Genomic DNA, 16,538 nt, shown 5'->3' on the forward strand with positions numbered 1-16,538 from the left:
ATGAAAATCAGTGATGGAAACTGGCTTATTCAACCGGGTCTGAACGTGACGTATCCGGTACAGGTGTTCGACGTGGAGCAGCAGGGCAATGACCTGGTGGTGTACGTGGCGCCGCGCGACGTGCGTGAGCGCACCTGGCAGCTCGACACGCTCATGTTCACGGTGCGCCTGTTTGCCCCGCAGGAGGGGATTGTCGGGGTGCGCATCGAGCACTTCCAGGGCGCGCTGGACAACGGCCCGCACTATCCGCTGAACGTGCTGAAAGACGTGAAGGTCGAGATTGAAAACAACGCGGAATTTGCCGAGCTGAAAAGCGGAAGCGTCAGCGTGCGCGTGACCAAAGGGGAGTTCTGGGCGCTGGACTTCCTGCGCAACGGCCAGCGCATTACCGGCAGCCAGCTGAAAAACAACGGTTACGTGCAGGACACCAACACCGATCGCAACTACCTGTTTGAACGTCTCGACCTCGGCGTAGGCGAAACGGTCTACGGTCTGGGCGAGCGCTTTACCGCCCTGGTGCGCAACGGCCAGATGATCGAAACGTGGAACCGCGACGGCGGCACCAGCACCGGGCAGTCCTACAAAAATATCCCGTTTTATCTGACCAACCGCGGCTACGGCGTGCTGGTGAATCACCCGGAAAACGTCTCGTTCGAAGTCGGCTCGGAGAAAGTCTCCAAAGTGCAGTTCAGCGTCGAAGGGGAGTATCTGGAGTACTTCGTGATCGACGGCCCGACGCCAAAAGAGGTGCTCAACCGCTATACGCGGTTCACCGGGCGTCCGGCGCTGCCGCCCGCGTGGTCGTTCGGCCTGTGGCTGACCACGTCGTTCACCACTAACTACGACGAAGCGACGGTTAACAGCTTTATCGACGGCATGGCCGAGCGCGATCTGCCGCTGCACGTCTTCCACTTCGACTGCTTCTGGATGAAGGCCTTCCAGTGGTGTGATTTTGAGTGGGACCCGGTGACCTTCCCGGATCCGGAAGGGATGATCCGCCGCCTGAAGGAGAAAGGGCTGAAGGTCTGCGTGTGGATTAACCCGTACATCGGCCAGAAGTCGCCGGTATTTCGCGAACTGAAAGAGAAGGGCTACCTGCTCAAGCGCCCGGACGGCTCCCTGTGGCAGTGGGACAAGTGGCAGCCGGGGCTGGCAATTTATGACTTCACTAACCCGGAAGCGTGCCGGTGGTATGCCGACAAGCTGAAAGGCCTGGTGGACATCGGCGTCGACTGCTTTAAGACCGACTTTGGCGAGCGCATCCCGACGGACGTGCAGTGGTTTGACGGATCCGATCCACAGAAGATGCATAACCATTACGCCTACATCTACAACGCGCTGGTGTGGAACGTGCTGAAAGAGACCGTGGGTGAGCAAGAGGCGGTGCTGTTTGCCCGCTCGGCGTCCGTGGGCGCGCAGCAGTTCCCGGTTCACTGGGGTGGTGACTGCTACGCCAACTATGAGTCGATGGCGGAAAGTCTGCGCGGCGGGCTGTCGATCGGCCTGTCCGGCTTTGGGTTCTGGAGCCACGATATCGGCGGATTTGAAAACACCGCCCCGGCGCACGTCTACAAGCGCTGGTGCGCGTTCGGGCTTTTATCCAGCCACAGCCGCCTGCACGGCAGTAAATCTTACCGCGTGCCGTGGGCGTATGATGACGAGTCCTGCGACGTGGTGCGCCACTTTACGCAGCTGAAGTGCCGGATGATGCCGTATCTGTACCGTCAGGCGGCGCTGGCGCGCGAGTGCGGTACGCCGATGCTGCGGGCGATGATGCTGGAGTTCCCGGACGATCCGGCATGCGATTATCTTGACCGCCAGTACATGCTGGGGGATGCGGTGATGGTCGCGCCGGTGTTCTCAGAGGAGGGCGATGTACAGTTCTGGCTACCTGAAGGACGCTGGACGCACCTGTGGCATAACGACGAAATTCAGGGTAGCCGCTGGCATAAGCAACAGCACGACTTCCGCAGCCTGCCGGTCTATGTGCGCGATAACACCCTGCTGGCGCTGGGCAATAACAGCCAGAAACCAGACTATGCGTGGAACGAGGGCACGGCCTTCCAGCTGTTTAACCTGGAGGATGGCGCAACGGCGGTGAGTGAAGTGCCTGCGGCGGACGGCGCGGTGGCGTTTACGCTGAAAGCGTCACGAGAGGGCGATACCGTGACCCTGACCGGCGTGGGTGAGGCGCGAAACTGGTCGGTGTGCTTGCGCAACGTGCAGAAGGTGGGCGGCGTGAAAGGCGGTTCACATGCGGGAAGCGAGTGGGGCGTGGTGGTAAAAGCGGAGGGGAATGAGGTGGTGGTTCACCTCTGAGCGATAAAAATGCCCGGTGGCGCTTCGCTTACCGGGCCTACGGTAATTATGCGGTCTGATGCCCTCACCCTGACCCTCTCCCACAGGGAGAGGGAATAAAACCGCCACCCGGCTTGTTTATTGCACGGGTGTTGAAACAATGCCACCCGTCATCGTCTGCTCTACCTGCTGTTTATCTATATTCACCGCGCTCAGCTTGCCGTTCACCGTCGGCTTCAGCGGCGCATTGGCCTGCACGCTGCCGCTGGCGGTGAGTTGAATATTGCCGTCGCCCGTCACCGGTAGCGCTGGCCAGCCCCACTGCTGCAGCACGTTGAGCGGCACGCCGCGCCCGTTAAGGCTGACGGTGGTTTGCCGTTGCGGCAACTGCGAAACCGTCGCCGTCGCTTCCAGAATGCCTTTCTCGGTAAATGCGCTCAGGTCGGTAATGTTCACCGTGGCGGCGTTGGCATTCAACGCCAGCGACGGACGGCGCACGTCCACGCGGTTAAAGGTCGCCGCCGCGCCGTTCAGGGTTGCGCTGCCGCTCCACACGCCCCACTGGCGGTCTTTCACCAGCTGCAGGTTGGCACCGTAGCCATCCAGGGAGGTGATCTGCCACGGGAAGGCGGGATCGATGTCGATCACCAGGTTGCGGCTCAGGCCGAATTTTTGCAGCGTGACGCTGTTCAGCCATTCCGGTAGCGGCTCCATCCACAGCGTTTTCCAGTTCTGCGGCAGGGTGTACTCCAGACCGGCGATGGCGACATCGTCCAGCACCAGCGCTTTGCCGTCGCGCAGCCAGTTGCCGGAGGTGCGCACCATGCCGCCTTCCCAGCGGGAGGTAAACTGGCGCAGCGCCATACCCTGCGGGGAAAACTCTGCGTTCAGGATCGGGTCAAACAGATGCAGCGAGCCGTAGATAAACTCGCTGGCGTTCATGGACAAACGCCCGTCCTGACTTTGCCAGTCGCCTTTGCTTATCGTCAGGTTGCGCAGGCTTAAATCGAGGTCGGTCACCGCCCAGTCCGGGCCCTGCAGCCGGGCGTCGGTGACCTCCAGACGGCCTATTTGCAGAGAAGGGAGGGTGGCCAGCGGGGCAAAGAAGGCTTTCAGCGTGTTGTCGCTCTGCAGGCGGATCTCATTCAGACGCAGGGTGTCGATAACCCAGCTTCCGTCGGCGTTACGCAGGGCGGAGCCGGTGAGCGAACCGCGCGCCATATCGGCACCGATGGTGTTCAGCACTACCTCCTTGCCGTTAAGCTGGCCCTCAATTAACACGTTGGTGGCCGGGACGCCGTTGAGTGTCAGCGAGCCTGCGCTCATCTGAATCTGTGCGTTTTTCCCCAGCACGTTGCCGGCTTCCGGCTGCCATGGGCTGACGCCGCCCGTCACCTTCTGCGCGCTCAGATCCCATTCGGTATTCGGGCTGTTAAAGGCCATATTGCTCAGTTGTAGACGATCGGCCTGCAAGGGCAGCGGTGCCGTCTGCGGCGAGAGGTTCAGCGTGCCATCGAAAAGGGTAATGGTGTCCATATGCAGCGGATCGGTCACCTGACGGCTGCTCAGGCCGATATCAACTTTTTTGGCTACCAGCGTGGCAGGTTTACCGTCCCGCCCGAAGGTGACGTTTTCCAGAATAAGATGGGAAGGCGACGAAAAGCGGTGATTCATCTTGTCGAAACTGAGTTCGTAATCGGTATTCACCGTCACCCAGCTGCTGACCTGAGCCGCGCCCCAGCGGGTCTGGAGCAGAATATAGAGCGCCAGTATCACAATGAGCAGGGCTACCAGAAGATAGACGAGCAGCTTTCCAATAAATTTCATGGTCTTCCATCCCGCAAACGTACATAAGGGAGTTATGCACGATTTATGCGCAATCCTCAAGGCGGGAATGGTGTAAATAGATGTCACGGCAGGCATTGACTGCCTGCCGTGAAGGGGATCAGTTCTTTTCAGGCGGGAAAACGAGGTTCAGCACAATAGCGGTGATACCGCCCGCGGCGATGCCGGAAGAGAGCAGGTTTTTCACCCAGTCAGGGGCAAACTGCAGGATCAGAGGCTGCTGAGAAACGCCCAGTCCCACGGCCAGCGACAGCGCGATAATCATGATCGCCCGGCGGTTCAGCGGTTCGCGGGAGACGATACGCACCCCGGACGCTGCGATAGTCCCGAACATCACCAGCGTTGCGCCACCCAGCACCGGCTCAGGAATGTGCTGCACAAAGCCGCTCACCGCCGGGAACAGGCCGAGGACGATCAGCATCAGCGCCACCACAAAACCCACGTAGCGGCTGGCGACGCCGGTCAGCTGGATCACGCCGTTGTTCTGGCCGAAGCAGGAGTTCGGGAAGGTATTGAATACCGCAGAAACAAACGAGTTCAGGCCGTTCGCCAGCACGCCGCCTTTCAGGCGCTTCATGTACAGCGGGCCGGACACCGGCTGCTCGGAGACGTCGGAGGTAGCGGTGATATCGCCGATGGTCTCCAGAGAGGTGATCATAAAGACCAGCATCAGCGGCAGGAGCAGACCCCAGTCAATGCCCAGACCGTAGTACAGCGGTGTGGGGACGGTGATCAGCGCGCTGTTGGTCGGTGCGGTGTTCTCCGGCAACATGCCCAGCGCCCACGCCAGCAGATAACCGGCTGCCATGGCGATCACCAGCGAAGCCACGCGCAGGTAAGGGTTACGCTGGCGGTTAAGCAGAATAATGATCGCCAGCACGACGCCCGCCAGCAGCAGGTTTTTCGGTGCGCCGAAGGTATGGTCGCTCATTGCGGCATAGCCGCCGCCGATGGAGGTGAGGCCGACCTGAATCAGCGACAGGCCGATAATCATCACCACCACGCCGGAGACCAGCGGGGTAATGACGCGGCGCGCCAGATGCAGCACGCGGGAGATGACCATCTCCGTGCAGCTTGCCAGCATCAGGGTGCCGAACAGCGCCGCCATCATGGTCGGGACATCCGCACCGCCGGTTTTCAGGGCTGTGCCGCCCATGATCAGCGGTGCCACGAAGTTAAAGCTGGTACCCTGGATCGACAATAATCCCGACCCCACCGGACCCCACGCTTTAATTTGAATAATTGAGGCCACGCCAGAGGCGAAGAGGGACATACTGATGATGTGCTGCGTATCCTGCGCCGGTAAACCGAGCGCCTGGCAGATCAGCAGCGCCGGGGTGATCACCGCGACAAACATCGCCAGAAGATGCTGGCAGGCCGCGAAAAGCGTCTGAGGCAGTGGCGGGCGATCTTCAAGGCGGTAAATCAGTTCGCTATTTTGCTTCTGCGCAATCGGTTGCGCATCAGGCGACTCTATGGTGTTAACGGACATCGGCGGCAATCCCACGGTGGAAAAGCGGGCATTTTATCTGACCACCTGGTAAAAGCAAACGATTGCCAGCAAAAAAAGGGAAGAAAATCTGCCGTTGTGAGCAGGTTTTCTACAACCCGTCGGGAAAAAAAATTACACTTTTTGCGCCGGTGGCTCATGAAGAGCGCAAACCGGCCAGGATAACGCCGCGTGTGTATGGAACACGCGCATAACAGGAGCCTTTTATGATTCATCTCGATACGTTGTCGACCCTTGTTGCCGCAACGCTGGTTCTGCTGCTTGGTCGCAAGCTGGTACATAGTGTTTCCTTTCTGAAAAAGTACACCATTCCTGAACCTGTCGCCGGTGGCTTGCTGGTGGCGCTGGCCCTGCTGGTACTGAAAAAAAGCATGGGCTGGGAAATTGATTTTGATATGTCCCTGAAAGATCCGCTGATGCTGGCCTTCTTTGCCACCATCGGCCTGAACGCCAACCTGGCGAGCCTGCGCTCTGGCGGTAAGGTGCTCGGCGTATTTCTGATTGTGGTGGTGGGACTGCTGCTGATGCAAAACGCCATTGGCATCGGCATGGCGACGCTGCTGGGGCTGGATCCGCTGATGGGTCTGCTGGCGGGTTCGATTACCCTGTCAGGCGGCCATGGTACCGGAGCCGCGTGGAGTAAGCTGTTTATCGAGCGTTACGGCTTTGAAAACGCAACGGAAGTGGCGATGGCCTGCGCAACCTTTGGTCTGGTGCTGGGTGGCCTGATTGGCGGCCCGGTGGCCCGTTATCTCGTTAAACATTCCACCACGCCGAATGGCAGACCGGACGATGAAATGGTGCCCACCGCGTTCGAAAAGCCGGATGTCGGGCGCAGCATCACCTCGCTGGTACTGATTGAAACCATCGCGATGATTGCCATCTGCCTGACCATGGGCAAAGTGGTTGCGCAATGGCTGGCGGGTACAGCGTTTGAACTTCCGACCTTTGTCTGCGTGTTGTTTATCGGGGTCATTCTGAGCAACGGTCTTGCGCTGATGGGCTTCTACCGCGTGTTTGAACGTGCGGTATCGGTGCTCGGTAACGTCTGTCTGTCGCTGTTCCTGGCGATGGCGCTGATGAGCCTCAAACTGTGGGAGCTGGCCTCGCTGGCGCTGCCGATGGTGGCGATTCTGGCGGTGCAGGCACTGTTTATGGCGCTGTACGCCATGTTCGTGACCTGGCGCCTGATGGGGAAAAACTACGATGCAGCGGTGCTGGCAGCGGGTCACTGCGGGTTTGGTCTGGGGGCAACCCCAACGGCTATTGCCAACATGCAGGCGATCACCGAACGGTTTGGGCCATCGCACATGGCGTTTCTGGTGGTGCCAATGGTCGGGGCGTTCTTTATTGATATCGTCAACGCGCTGGTGATTAAGCTGTACCTGATGCTGCCGATGTTTGCCTGAGATCAGGCGTTGGAATAGCGCTCGGTTTCCGGCATCCAGCGCTCAATTAACGCTGCCGCCTGTTCGGGGTAGCGTTCATGAATATGGCGTGCGAGGCGCTGAACTTCCGGGATCATGGCCTGATCGCGCAGCAAATCCGCCACCTTAAATTCGGCATTTCCCGTCTGACGCGTGCCCAGCAATTCGCCCGGGCCGCGTATCTCAAGGTCTTTTTGTGCAATCACAAAACCGTCGTTGCTGTCGCGCAGCACCTGCAAACGCATCTGGGCAGTTTTTGAGAGCGGCGCTTTATAGAGCAGCACGCAGTGGGAGGCCACTGCGCCACGCCCAACGCGCCCACGCAGCTGGTGGAGCTGAGCAAGGCCAAGACGCTCCGGGTTTTCGATGATCATCAGGCTGGAGTTGGGGACGTCGACGCCCACTTCAATAACCGTCGTCGCGACCAGTAAATGCAGCTCACCCTGTTTGAACGCCTGCATCACCGCCTGTTTTTCGGCAGGCTTCATGCGCCCGTGAACCAGACCCACGTTTAGCTCCGGCAGCGCCAGCTTTAGCTCTTCCCACGTTGCTTCAGCAGCCTGCGCTTCAAGCAGTTCTGACTCTTCAATCAGGGTGCAGACCCAATAGGCCTGACGCCCTTCGTGGGTACAGGCGTTGCGCACGCGGTCGATGATATCGCTGCGGCGCGTATCCGGTATGGCGACCGTCGTGACCGGCGTACGCCCCGGCGGCAGTTCATCGATGGTGGAGGTATCCAGATCGGCGTAGGCGGTCATCGCCAGGGTGCGCGGGATTGGCGTGGCGGTCATGATCAGCTGATGCGGATGGAAGCCCTGCTGCAGCCCTTTTTCCCACAGCGCCAGACGTTGATGCACGCCGAAGCGGTGCTGTTCGTCGATAATCACCAGCGCAAGGCCGTTAAACTGTACCTGCTCCTGGAAGATAGCGTGTGTGCCGACAATCATCTGCACCTGGCCGCTGGCGATGGCTTCCTGCTGCGCAAGACGCGCTTTGCCTTTTTGCTTCCCGGCAAGCCAGCCTACCTCAATCCCGAGCGGCGCGAACCAGGCGCGGAAATTATTGGCGTGCTGTTCAGCCAGCAGCTCAGTCGGCGCCATCAGCGCCACCTGTTTACCGTGGGCAATCGCGCGCAGTGCTGCCAGGGCGGCAACCAGCGTCTTACCGGACCCGACGTCGCCCTGCACCAGGCGCATCATCGGCACGTCGAGTGCCATATCGCGTTCAATCTCGGCCGTTACGCGCGCTTGTGCGCCAGTCGGCTTAAACGGCAGAGTGGCCAGCAGCTTATCTTTGAGCGCATCATTCTGGCTTAACGGCTGAGCGTGGAAACGCTGCGCGCCTGCGCGAAGCGCCAGCATGCTCAGGTTATGTGCCAGTAATTCCTCAAGGATAAGACGCCGTTGTGCGGGATGTTTGCCGCTTTCTAAATCGCTGAGCTGTAATGTGGGTGGTGGACGATGCAGTGTGCGCAATGCCTCGGGCAGGCTCATCATGCCCTGTGCCAGCTCGGGGGGCAGAAGTTCGGTAATCGCGCAGGTATCCAGCAGCTCCAGCGCCTGATCGGTGAGTTTACGCAGCGTTGCCTGCTTAATGCCTTCAGTCGTCGGGTAAACCGGCGTAAGCGTCTCCTGCAGTTCCGGTGTGCTGAGGTCGCCCTGCACGCGGTACTCCGGGTGGATCATCTCTGCGCCGTATTTACCGCGTTTGGCTTCGCCATAGGCCAGCACTCGGCGGCCTGTCGCCAGGCTGTTTTTCATCGCTGCGCTGAAGTTGAAAAAACGCATGGTGAGAATGCCGGTACCGTCGCTGATCTGACAGGTCATCATCCGGCGTCCACCAAACGTGATGTTGCAGTTCAGGACTTCGCCTTCAACGGTGGCGTAAATGGCAGGCAGCAGATCGCCAATTTTGTAGAGCTGAGTGCGGTCTTCGTAACGCAGAGGGAGGTGCAGGAGGAGATCCTGCACGGTATGCAGGCCAATTTTTGCCAGCTTACTGCTTTGCGCCGCGCCCACGCCCGTCAGGCTATTGAGCGGAATGGCATCCAGCAGGCGGCCTTTCATCAGTTACCCGGCGTACTGCATGGTGGACCACCACTCGGCATCGGCTTCAATTTCGCCCTGCGCGTTGACGTGGGGGTAAGGCAATTTTTTCTGCTTCGCGACGCGAGCCAGCACCGGATAACCGCCTTCAAACAGCAGGCGCTGCTGTTCCTCTTCCGGCAGCATACTGTTGCTGCGCTCGTACATTCCGGCGTTCTGGCGCTGGCGCTGCGCTTCATACAGAATCAGCGCAGAGGCAACCGACACGTTCAGGGACTGAACCATACCGATCATCGGGATGATGATGTCCTGATCCGCCAGATCCAGCGCTTCCTGGGTGATCCCGGTTTTCTCCTGCCCCATCAAAATGCAGGTTGGGCGGGTGTAGTCGATCTCGCGGAAATCCACAGCTTTAGCAGAAAGGTGAGTCGCAAGAACCTGCATACCGCGGCCTTTCAGGTGCGATACGGCTTCACCAATCGTCTGATGCGTTTTGACGGATACCCAGCTGTTGCTGCCTGCGGCAGCAGACACCATGTTTCGCATGCGGGTGCCCGGCCAGACGGCGTGCACTTCATGCACGCCGACGGCGTCTGCGGTACGAACGATAGCAGAGACGTTATGAGGCTTATGAACCTGCTCCATGCAGACCGTCAGGTCAGGCTGACGCCTGGCGAGCATTTCGCAGATACGTGTATAACGTTGTGAATTCATAAACCTAGTTTCGGTTTCGGGTAACTTTAATCACGTCCGGCATGACGCGGATCTTGCGCATAATATTCGCCAGATGCACGCGGTCGCGGGCGGTCAGACGAATAAAGGCGCTATAAACGCGGCCGTCTTTTTCTTCCGTATTCAGGCTCTGAATGTTGGACGAGGCCGTGTTGATCGCTGCCGTCAGGTTTGCCAGGGCACCCTGGTGATTGAACATATCCACCTTAATTTCGGTGATAAATTCCTGCGCCGTCTCTTTGTCCCACTCGACCGCCATAAACTTCTCGGCTTCTTTCTGGTAGCCGCGAATGTTACGACAGGATTCATGGTGGATAACCAGCCCTTTGCCGGGGCTGACGTGCGCAATAATCGGGTCACCTGGGATTGGACGGCAACATTTCGCGAAGGTGATCAGCACCCCGTCCGCGCCTTTGATTGGCAGATGAGCGTGGCCGGATGCGCCTGGAGCAGAAGGTATCGCTTCGCCCTGCTGCAGGTTTTTCGCCACCACGACGCTCATGGCGTTACCGAGACCAATTTCCGCCAGCAGATCGTCCAGAGACGTGAGCTTCATGCGGTCGAGTTCGCGCTGGATATGCTCTGGTGGAATTTCAGCCAGCTTACGGCTACCGCCCAACGCGTGGTTGAGCAGACGGCGTCCCAGGCTGACGGAGTCGTCGCGCTTGAGGTTTTTCAGCAACTGGCGAATTTTGGCGCGCGCTTTGGAGCTCACCACAAAGTTCAGCCAGGCCGCGTTCGGGCGTGCGCCCGGTGCGGTAATAATTTCTACCGTCTGGCCGCTGGAGAGCGGCTGAGACAGCGGATAAGGCTGTCTGTCGACGCGTGCGCCCACGCAGGCATGCCCGATATCGGTATGTACTGCGTAAGCAAAGTCGACCGGCGTTGCGCCCGCAGGCAGTTCGACAATGCGACCTTCTGGGGTGAAAACGTAAATCTCATCCGGGAAGAGATCGGATTTCACGCTCTCGATAAATTCAAAGGAGCTACCCGCACTCTGCTGCAGTTCCAGCAGGCTCTGCATCCAGCGTTGGGCGCGGATCTGTGCAGTCGTGCTGCTTTCGCCACCGTGCTCTTTATACGCCCAGTGCGCGGCGACACCCATCTCTGCCATCTGGTCCATGTCTTCGGTGCGGATCTGCACTTCGACAGGCACGCCGTGTGGACCGATCATCGAGGTATGCAAAGATTGATAGCCGTTCGCTTTTGGAATGGCGATGTAATCTTTCATGCGCCCCGGACGCGGTTTGTAGAGGCTGTGCATCTGCCCCAGCACGCGATAGCAGGTGTCGGCATCGTGGACGATCACGCGGAACGCGTAAATATCCATGATCGAGTGAAAACGCTGCTCTTTGAGCACCATTTTGCAGTAAATCGAGTACAGATGTTTCTCGCGGCCGCTGACGCGGCACGGAATGCCCGCTTCCTGTAAACGCCCTTCAATTTCCGAGAGGATCTTTTGAATCATCTCTTTACGGTTACCGCGTGCGGCTTTCACCACCTCTTTAATGACGCGATAGCGGTTCGGGTATAACGCTTCAAAACCCAGCTCTTCCAGCTCGGTTTTAATGTGGTGAATACCTAAACGGTGCGCCAGCGGACTGTAAATTTCCAGGGTTTCACGAGCAATGCGGCGACGCTTGTCCGGGCGAAGTGAGCCCAGCGTGCGCATGTTGTGGGTACGGTCAGCGAGTTTGATGAGAATGACGCGGATATCCTGCACCATCGCCATAATCATCTTGCGGAAGTTTTCGGCTTGCGCCTCTTTCTTGTCGCGGAATTTCAGCTTATCAAGCTTAGAGACCCCTTCCACCAGTTCGGCAACGCTTTTGCCAAACAGCTGTTCCATATCCTGGTAGGTGGCAGGGGTATCTTCGATCACGTCATGCAGCAGAGCAGCCATCAGCGTTTCGTAGTCGAGTTTCATCTCGGCCAGAATGCAGGCTACCGCAACAGGGTGCGTGATGTAGGGTTCACCGCTTGAACGTGTCTGGCCCTCGTGAGCGTCACGTGCAACGAGATACGCCTGCTGAAGACGCTTAATCTGGTCTTCAGGCAGATAGGTTTGAATCAGTTGATTCAGGCTTTCAAACAGATACAAGGGCGACCCGCAGGTTTAATTAACGACGACCTTCAGCAATGGCGGTTACGGCCTGCAGTTCTGCGGCTTCCTGCTCTTGCTGCTCCTGGCGCTCACGCACGTCGAGGATCTGGTTGTTGATCAGACCTTCTTCGATTTCGCGAAGTGCAATAACGGTGGTTTTATCGTTTTCTTCCGGTACCAGCGGATCTTTACCGCCTACCTGCATCTGACGAGCGCGACGCGCGGCGACCAGTACCAGGTCAAAACGGTTACCAATTTTCTCTACAGCGTCCTGAACAGTTACGCGTGCCATACTTAAAATGCTCCACAGGTGAAGAAATGACTGGGCATGATACTGAAAGTGGGTTCAGTCTGCCAACAGTTTGGTGATTAATGCGTCATGTCGCTGCTTCTGGCGGCTCATACGCAGACGTTCTGCGCGAAGGATGGTTTTGAGATCGCTCAGCGCGGCATCAAAATCATCATTCACAATAAGGTAATCATATTCCGCGTAATGGCTCATTTCTGCAACTGCCTGGGCCATACGCTTTGCAATCACGTCTTCGCTGTCCTGACCACGGCCACGCAGACGGCGATCCAGCTCATCTTTCGATGGCGGTAAAATAAAGATACTGCGTGACTCCGGCATTTTCTTGCGAATTTGCTGTGCGCCCTGCCAGTCGATATCCAGGAAGACATTCACGCCCGTGGCCAGAACCTGCTCAATGGTTTCACGCGAGGTACCGTAGTAGTTACCAAACACTTCAGCGTGTTCAAGAAACGCATCCCTGGCGATCATCGCTCTGAACTCGTCGTGATCCACAAAGAAATAGTGTTCACCGTGCACTTCACCCGGACGCGGCTGACGCGTGGTGTGAGAAACAGATACCTGTGTGTCGTACAACGGTTGGGTTTTTAACAGTGCCTGAATAAGGCTGGATTTACCCGCGCCACTAGGGGCAGAAACAATATAAAGCGTGCCTTGAGCCATGAGAGTCTTTTGTATGTGTTAGCGAAGAAGTCCTACATACGGGCTTATTATACACGTCGGCGCAGTGTGACGTAGCCTTTGTCACACTTTTTCCCCTGGATTATTGAATTTTGCGTACCGTTTTCAGGTTTTACCCGCGGTTTGCTGCAATAAAAATGAATACTGGATAGCGTCTCGCATGATGAGAAGTTGTTATTAGCCATGTTTCTCACGTCAGGTTATACCTCCGGCATTGCAAAGGAGGGGTAGCGATGTGGCGATGGATAAGCGGGTTAATGCTGTTGTGGTGTGGTTATGGGGCGGCGGTGTGTCCGGTGTGGTCACAGGCTAAAGCCGGAAAAGAGATTGCATCCTTAAGCGCACAGATCAAACGCTGGGATGAAGCCTACTGGAAGCAGGGCGTCAGCGAGGTCAACGACGAGGTATACGACCAGCTCAACGGACGCTTAGCCCAGTGGCAGCGCTGTTTTGGCCATGATCTCTCAGAGAACACCTTACCTGCGCTGACGGGAAGCGTAAAACATCCTGTTGCCCATACGGGGGTGCATAAGGCCGCCAGCAAAGAAGCGCTAGGTCAGTGGATGCGAGGCCAGAAAAATCTCTGGATGCAGCCAAAAGTCGACGGCGTGGCGGTGACGCTGGTGTATCGCAACGGAAAGCTCGCCCAGGCTATCAGTCGCGGTAATGGGTTAAAAGGTGAGGACTGGACCGCTCGCGTGCGTTTGATTCCGTCAGTGCCTAAAGAGGTATCCGGCGCACTGGCAAACAGCGTCCTGCAGGGGGAGCTTTTCTGGATGCGCGAGAATCATATTCAGCGGCAGATGGGCGGAATGAATGCACGCGCAAAAGTGGCGGGGGCGATGATGCGGCAGAACGACGGTGCGCTTCTGAACCAGACAGGAATATTTATCTGGGCCTGGCCGGATGGTCCGAAAGAGATGGAAAGTATGATTTCGGCGCTTTCCGGAGCAGGGTTTTCCATGACGGCGCCCTATACCTTGCCCGCCCGAACGGTTGATGAAGTTGAAAAGCAGCGTTTGGCCTGGCAAAACACAGCATTACCCTTTGCCACGGATGGCATTGTGGTTCGGTCCGCGGAGTCGCCTTCAGGGGAGCGCTGGCTGCCTGGCGAAGGCAACTGGGTCATGGCGTGGAAATATCCGCCAGTTGCGCAGGTTGCTGAGGTCAGGGATATTCATTTTTCAGTTGGGCGTACGGGTAAAATTTCCGTCGTGGCGGCGCTGGAGCCGGTGCAACTGGATGATAAACAGGTACAGCGGGTGAGCCTGGGGTCGGTTGGACGCTGGCAGAGGCTGGATATTGCCCCTGGCGATCAGATCCAGGTGAGCCTTGCCGGGCTGGGTATCCCACGGTTTGATAAGGTTATCTGGCGAGGGACGGACAGACAAAAACCAGAACCACCGGCCTCGCGTTTTCACTCCCTGAGCTGTTTTTATGCTTCGCCAGAGTGTATGGAACAGTTCTTCGCCCGGTTGACGTGGCTCAGTTCTAAGCAGGTATTCAACATTGAAGGATTAGGCGAGTCAGGCTGGCGAACACTCTGGCAGGCGCATCGTTTTGAACATCTCTTCTCATGGCTGCTCTTAACGCAGGCGCAGCTCCAGTCTACGCCGGGGTTTTCTCCAGCGCGGGGGCTGGCGATCTGGCATCGCTTCAACCTGGTACGTGAACAACCTTTTATCCACTGGATGATGGCGTTGGGTGCGCCATTGCCACAAGCCTCGCTGAAGGCGTTGGGGGATATGTCATGGCAACAGATGCGTGAACGCAGCGCAAAGGCGTGGCAGGCCTTGCCGGGTACGGGGGAAGAGAGGGCGCGGAAAATTGTCGCATTCATTCACGATCCTGGCGTTGCCATCCTGGCGACGTGGCTCGGCAAACAGGGTCTGCCAGGATTTTAGAGTGAGCTTGCTTTAGCTTTGCGCCAGGGGGTATGCCTGTCTGGCGAACTGAAGGTTTCGCGAAGCTGATCGTAGTCATAGATGTGACGGCCGCCATCAATCACCGGGATAAGCGTGGGAGCCTGGTAGCACGCTTCAAGTACCGAACTGCACTGATCAACACCCGTTGTGATTCCAAGCCACGTTAACATCAATTCATAATTGCTTGCCGTGGGCCACGGTTCATGTATCCAACCCACCGCTCTTTTTTGAGTATTCAGGGCTTGCTGGCTGTACCAGATAAACTGGGGGACCTGGTAAGCTTCTTTGCTTGGATTACGTGAGCCATGCATATAGATAGAATTCAGTTGCGGGTTTTTTTCCAGTCCATGGTCTGAAAAATAGAGCAGAGAGGATGTGCTACCCTGCAGGCGTTTAGTCACTTCGCCAATGAAAGAGTCGGTAAACAAAATCGCGTTATTGTAGCAATCTTCATATTTGTTGCCGGAGTGCAGAATATTGGCGGATGCGGGGTACCGATCGCAGGCCATCTCGTGACTGCCGTTTATATGTAGAAAAATCAATTTCTTGCCGGGGGTTTTAAGCGCCTCATCAAGGGCAGGTAAAAGCTCGGAGTCATAACGCGTGTCAATCCACTGGGCTTTTTGGCTGACAGAGGCAATGGCCACAATGTAATTATTGCTCTTGCCTGTATTACCCTGGGCGCTAATCCATTCCGTGTGATAGCCCGTTTGATTAGCAAGGCTAACGATATTGTCAGCAAGCTTATCGGCGGTGAAGTGGTCCGGATCCGCTTTACTTAATATCATCGGCACGGAAAGAACGGTGGCTGACGCGGGGGCAATAGCATTGCTAAAAATGAGGGCATTCTTAGTCAGCCTGGATTCCACTGGCGTGGTCTCCTGGTTAAAACCGTAAAGCTGCATATTGCTGCGACGTGCGGATTCACCTACGATAACAACATAATTTTCGATGCCTGTTTCATGATGCTGCAACGCAGGATAATTGATACTGTGCTGACTGATTTTCTGTGCCAGCGCGTTATCACGATGAGCAATAATAAACTCTGCGCCGATGTAAAACGGTGTATTGGTTAAAATCCGGGAGCTTAGGGGATAATAAACTTCAAGGTCGTGGCGTTTTTTTAGCCAGCTTGCCGTTGAGTACCATCCCAAATAAACGGCAAGCAGAACGAATCCGACGGTTTTTACCCGGGAAGAAGCATGCTCGCCAGCGGATTGGATTGCGTACCAGGTGACAATAAAGTAAGCAACCGCGGCTGGTAAACAGTGAAGGTATAAACCCGACATGCTTTTTGCCTCGGCTACGTGAGTGCCGAGCATACTCATCGCAAATACAGTGTTAAATTCGCTCTGGTAGACACTCCATGTACTGTAAGCAATCGCAAAATTTAACGTGAGCAGGGCGGTTAAAGCAAATGCGACCATCTTGCCGGAAAGCGAGCGATAGATCGCTGCGGCACAAATCAGTAACAGCGCATTACAAATCGCAATGCGCACTGCGAATCGGGCAGGTTGCGTTAAAAATACAGGCCATAATTGAATTAGCACGGAAACGAGCAGCAATATTAAAAAATGACTGCTGAGTTTTTTATGAATAATCAGTGCTGACGTTTTGGCAAAGGACATTGTTTTAACGCAAATTAATGGGGGGAAAGGTGCGAT

11 protein-coding genes are annotated in these 16,538 nt (G+C 56.8%); 3 read left to right on the top strand and 8 right to left on the bottom strand.

Going from position 1 to position 16,538, the window contains the following annotated elements; all coding sequences use genetic code 11:
* Positions 1 to 2,319 carry an alpha-xylosidase gene (yicI, locus tag AAER43_RS00365; protein ID WP_057057604.1) on the top strand — a complete coding sequence of 773 codons (2,319 nt, stop codon included), beginning with the start codon at positions 1 to 3 and terminating at the stop codon, positions 2,317 to 2,319.
* A gap of 117 nt (positions 2,320 to 2,436) precedes the next feature.
* On the opposite strand, the gene AAER43_RS00370 is transcribed toward yicI, so the two are convergent.
* A complete protein-coding gene (locus AAER43_RS00370; RefSeq protein WP_050863100.1) occupies positions 2,437 to 4,125 on the bottom strand; it encodes an AsmA family protein in 1,689 nt (562 codons plus the stop codon).
* A 118-nt stretch (positions 4,126 to 4,243) separates the two neighbouring features.
* Positions 4,244 to 5,635, bottom strand: coding sequence for a xanthine/proton symporter XanP (xanP, locus tag AAER43_RS00375; protein WP_014881972.1), 1,392 nt, complete (start codon positions 5,633 to 5,635; stop codon positions 4,244 to 4,246).
* A gap of 224 nt (positions 5,636 to 5,859) precedes the next feature.
* Here xanP and gltS point away from each other — a divergent pair, with 224 nt between their 5' ends.
* A complete protein-coding gene (gene gltS / locus AAER43_RS00380; RefSeq protein WP_045269340.1) occupies positions 5,860 to 7,062 on the top strand; it encodes a sodium/glutamate symporter in 1,203 nt (400 codons plus the stop codon).
* Positions 7,063 to 7,064: 2 nt separating this feature from the next.
* On the opposite strand, the gene recG is transcribed toward gltS, so the two are convergent.
* From recG to gmk, 5 genes are read right to left on the bottom strand one after another with little or no spacing between them, the layout of a single operon-like run.
* Positions 7,065 to 9,146 carry an ATP-dependent DNA helicase RecG gene (recG, locus tag AAER43_RS00385; RefSeq protein ID WP_050863101.1) on the bottom strand — a complete coding sequence of 694 codons (2,082 nt, stop codon included), beginning with the start codon at positions 9,144 to 9,146 and terminating at the stop codon, positions 7,065 to 7,067.
* Positions 9,147 to 9,149: 3 nt separating this feature from the next.
* Complete coding sequence (trmH, locus tag AAER43_RS00390) at positions 9,150 to 9,839, bottom strand: tRNA (guanosine(18)-2'-O)-methyltransferase TrmH (protein ID WP_014881975.1); 690 nt, start codon at positions 9,837 to 9,839, stop codon at positions 9,150 to 9,152.
* Positions 9,840 to 9,843: 4 nt separating this feature from the next.
* On the bottom strand, positions 9,844 to 11,958 hold the full coding sequence (spoT, locus tag AAER43_RS00395; RefSeq protein ID WP_014881976.1) for a bifunctional GTP diphosphokinase/guanosine-3',5'-bis pyrophosphate 3'-pyrophosphohydrolase: 2,115 nt from the start codon (positions 11,956 to 11,958) through the stop codon (positions 9,844 to 9,846).
* 19 nt (positions 11,959 to 11,977) lie between these two features.
* A complete protein-coding gene (gene rpoZ / locus AAER43_RS00400) occupies positions 11,978 to 12,253 on the bottom strand; it encodes a DNA-directed RNA polymerase subunit omega (RefSeq protein WP_000135058.1) in 276 nt (91 codons plus the stop codon).
* Positions 12,254 to 12,307: 54 nt separating this feature from the next.
* The gene (gmk, locus tag AAER43_RS00405) at positions 12,308 to 12,931 is read right to left on the bottom strand and encodes a guanylate kinase (protein ID WP_014881977.1); all 624 of its coding nucleotides are present in this window, start codon (positions 12,929 to 12,931) and stop codon (positions 12,308 to 12,310) included.
* A gap of 251 nt (positions 12,932 to 13,182) precedes the next feature.
* Between gmk and ligB the strand changes: the two genes are divergently transcribed.
* Entirely contained in the window at positions 13,183 to 14,853 is a 1,671-nt protein-coding gene (ligB, locus tag AAER43_RS00410; RefSeq protein ID WP_050863102.1) for an NAD-dependent DNA ligase LigB, read from the top strand.
* Here the strand turns inward: ligB and AAER43_RS00415 are convergent.
* Positions 14,850 to 16,502, bottom strand: a complete 1,653-nt coding sequence (locus AAER43_RS00415; protein ID WP_047343848.1) for a phosphoethanolamine transferase — start codon at positions 16,500 to 16,502, stop codon at positions 14,850 to 14,852. The two genes, ligB and AAER43_RS00415, sit on opposite strands and share 4 nt — an antisense overlap.
* Positions 16,503 to 16,538 lie beyond the last annotated feature (36 nt).

Origin of the sequence: Enterobacter sp. FUJ80071 (genome assembly GCF_038739915.1) — a bacterium.
GTDB classification, from domain to species: Bacteria; Pseudomonadota; Gammaproteobacteria; order Enterobacterales; family Enterobacteriaceae; genus Enterobacter; species Enterobacter kobei.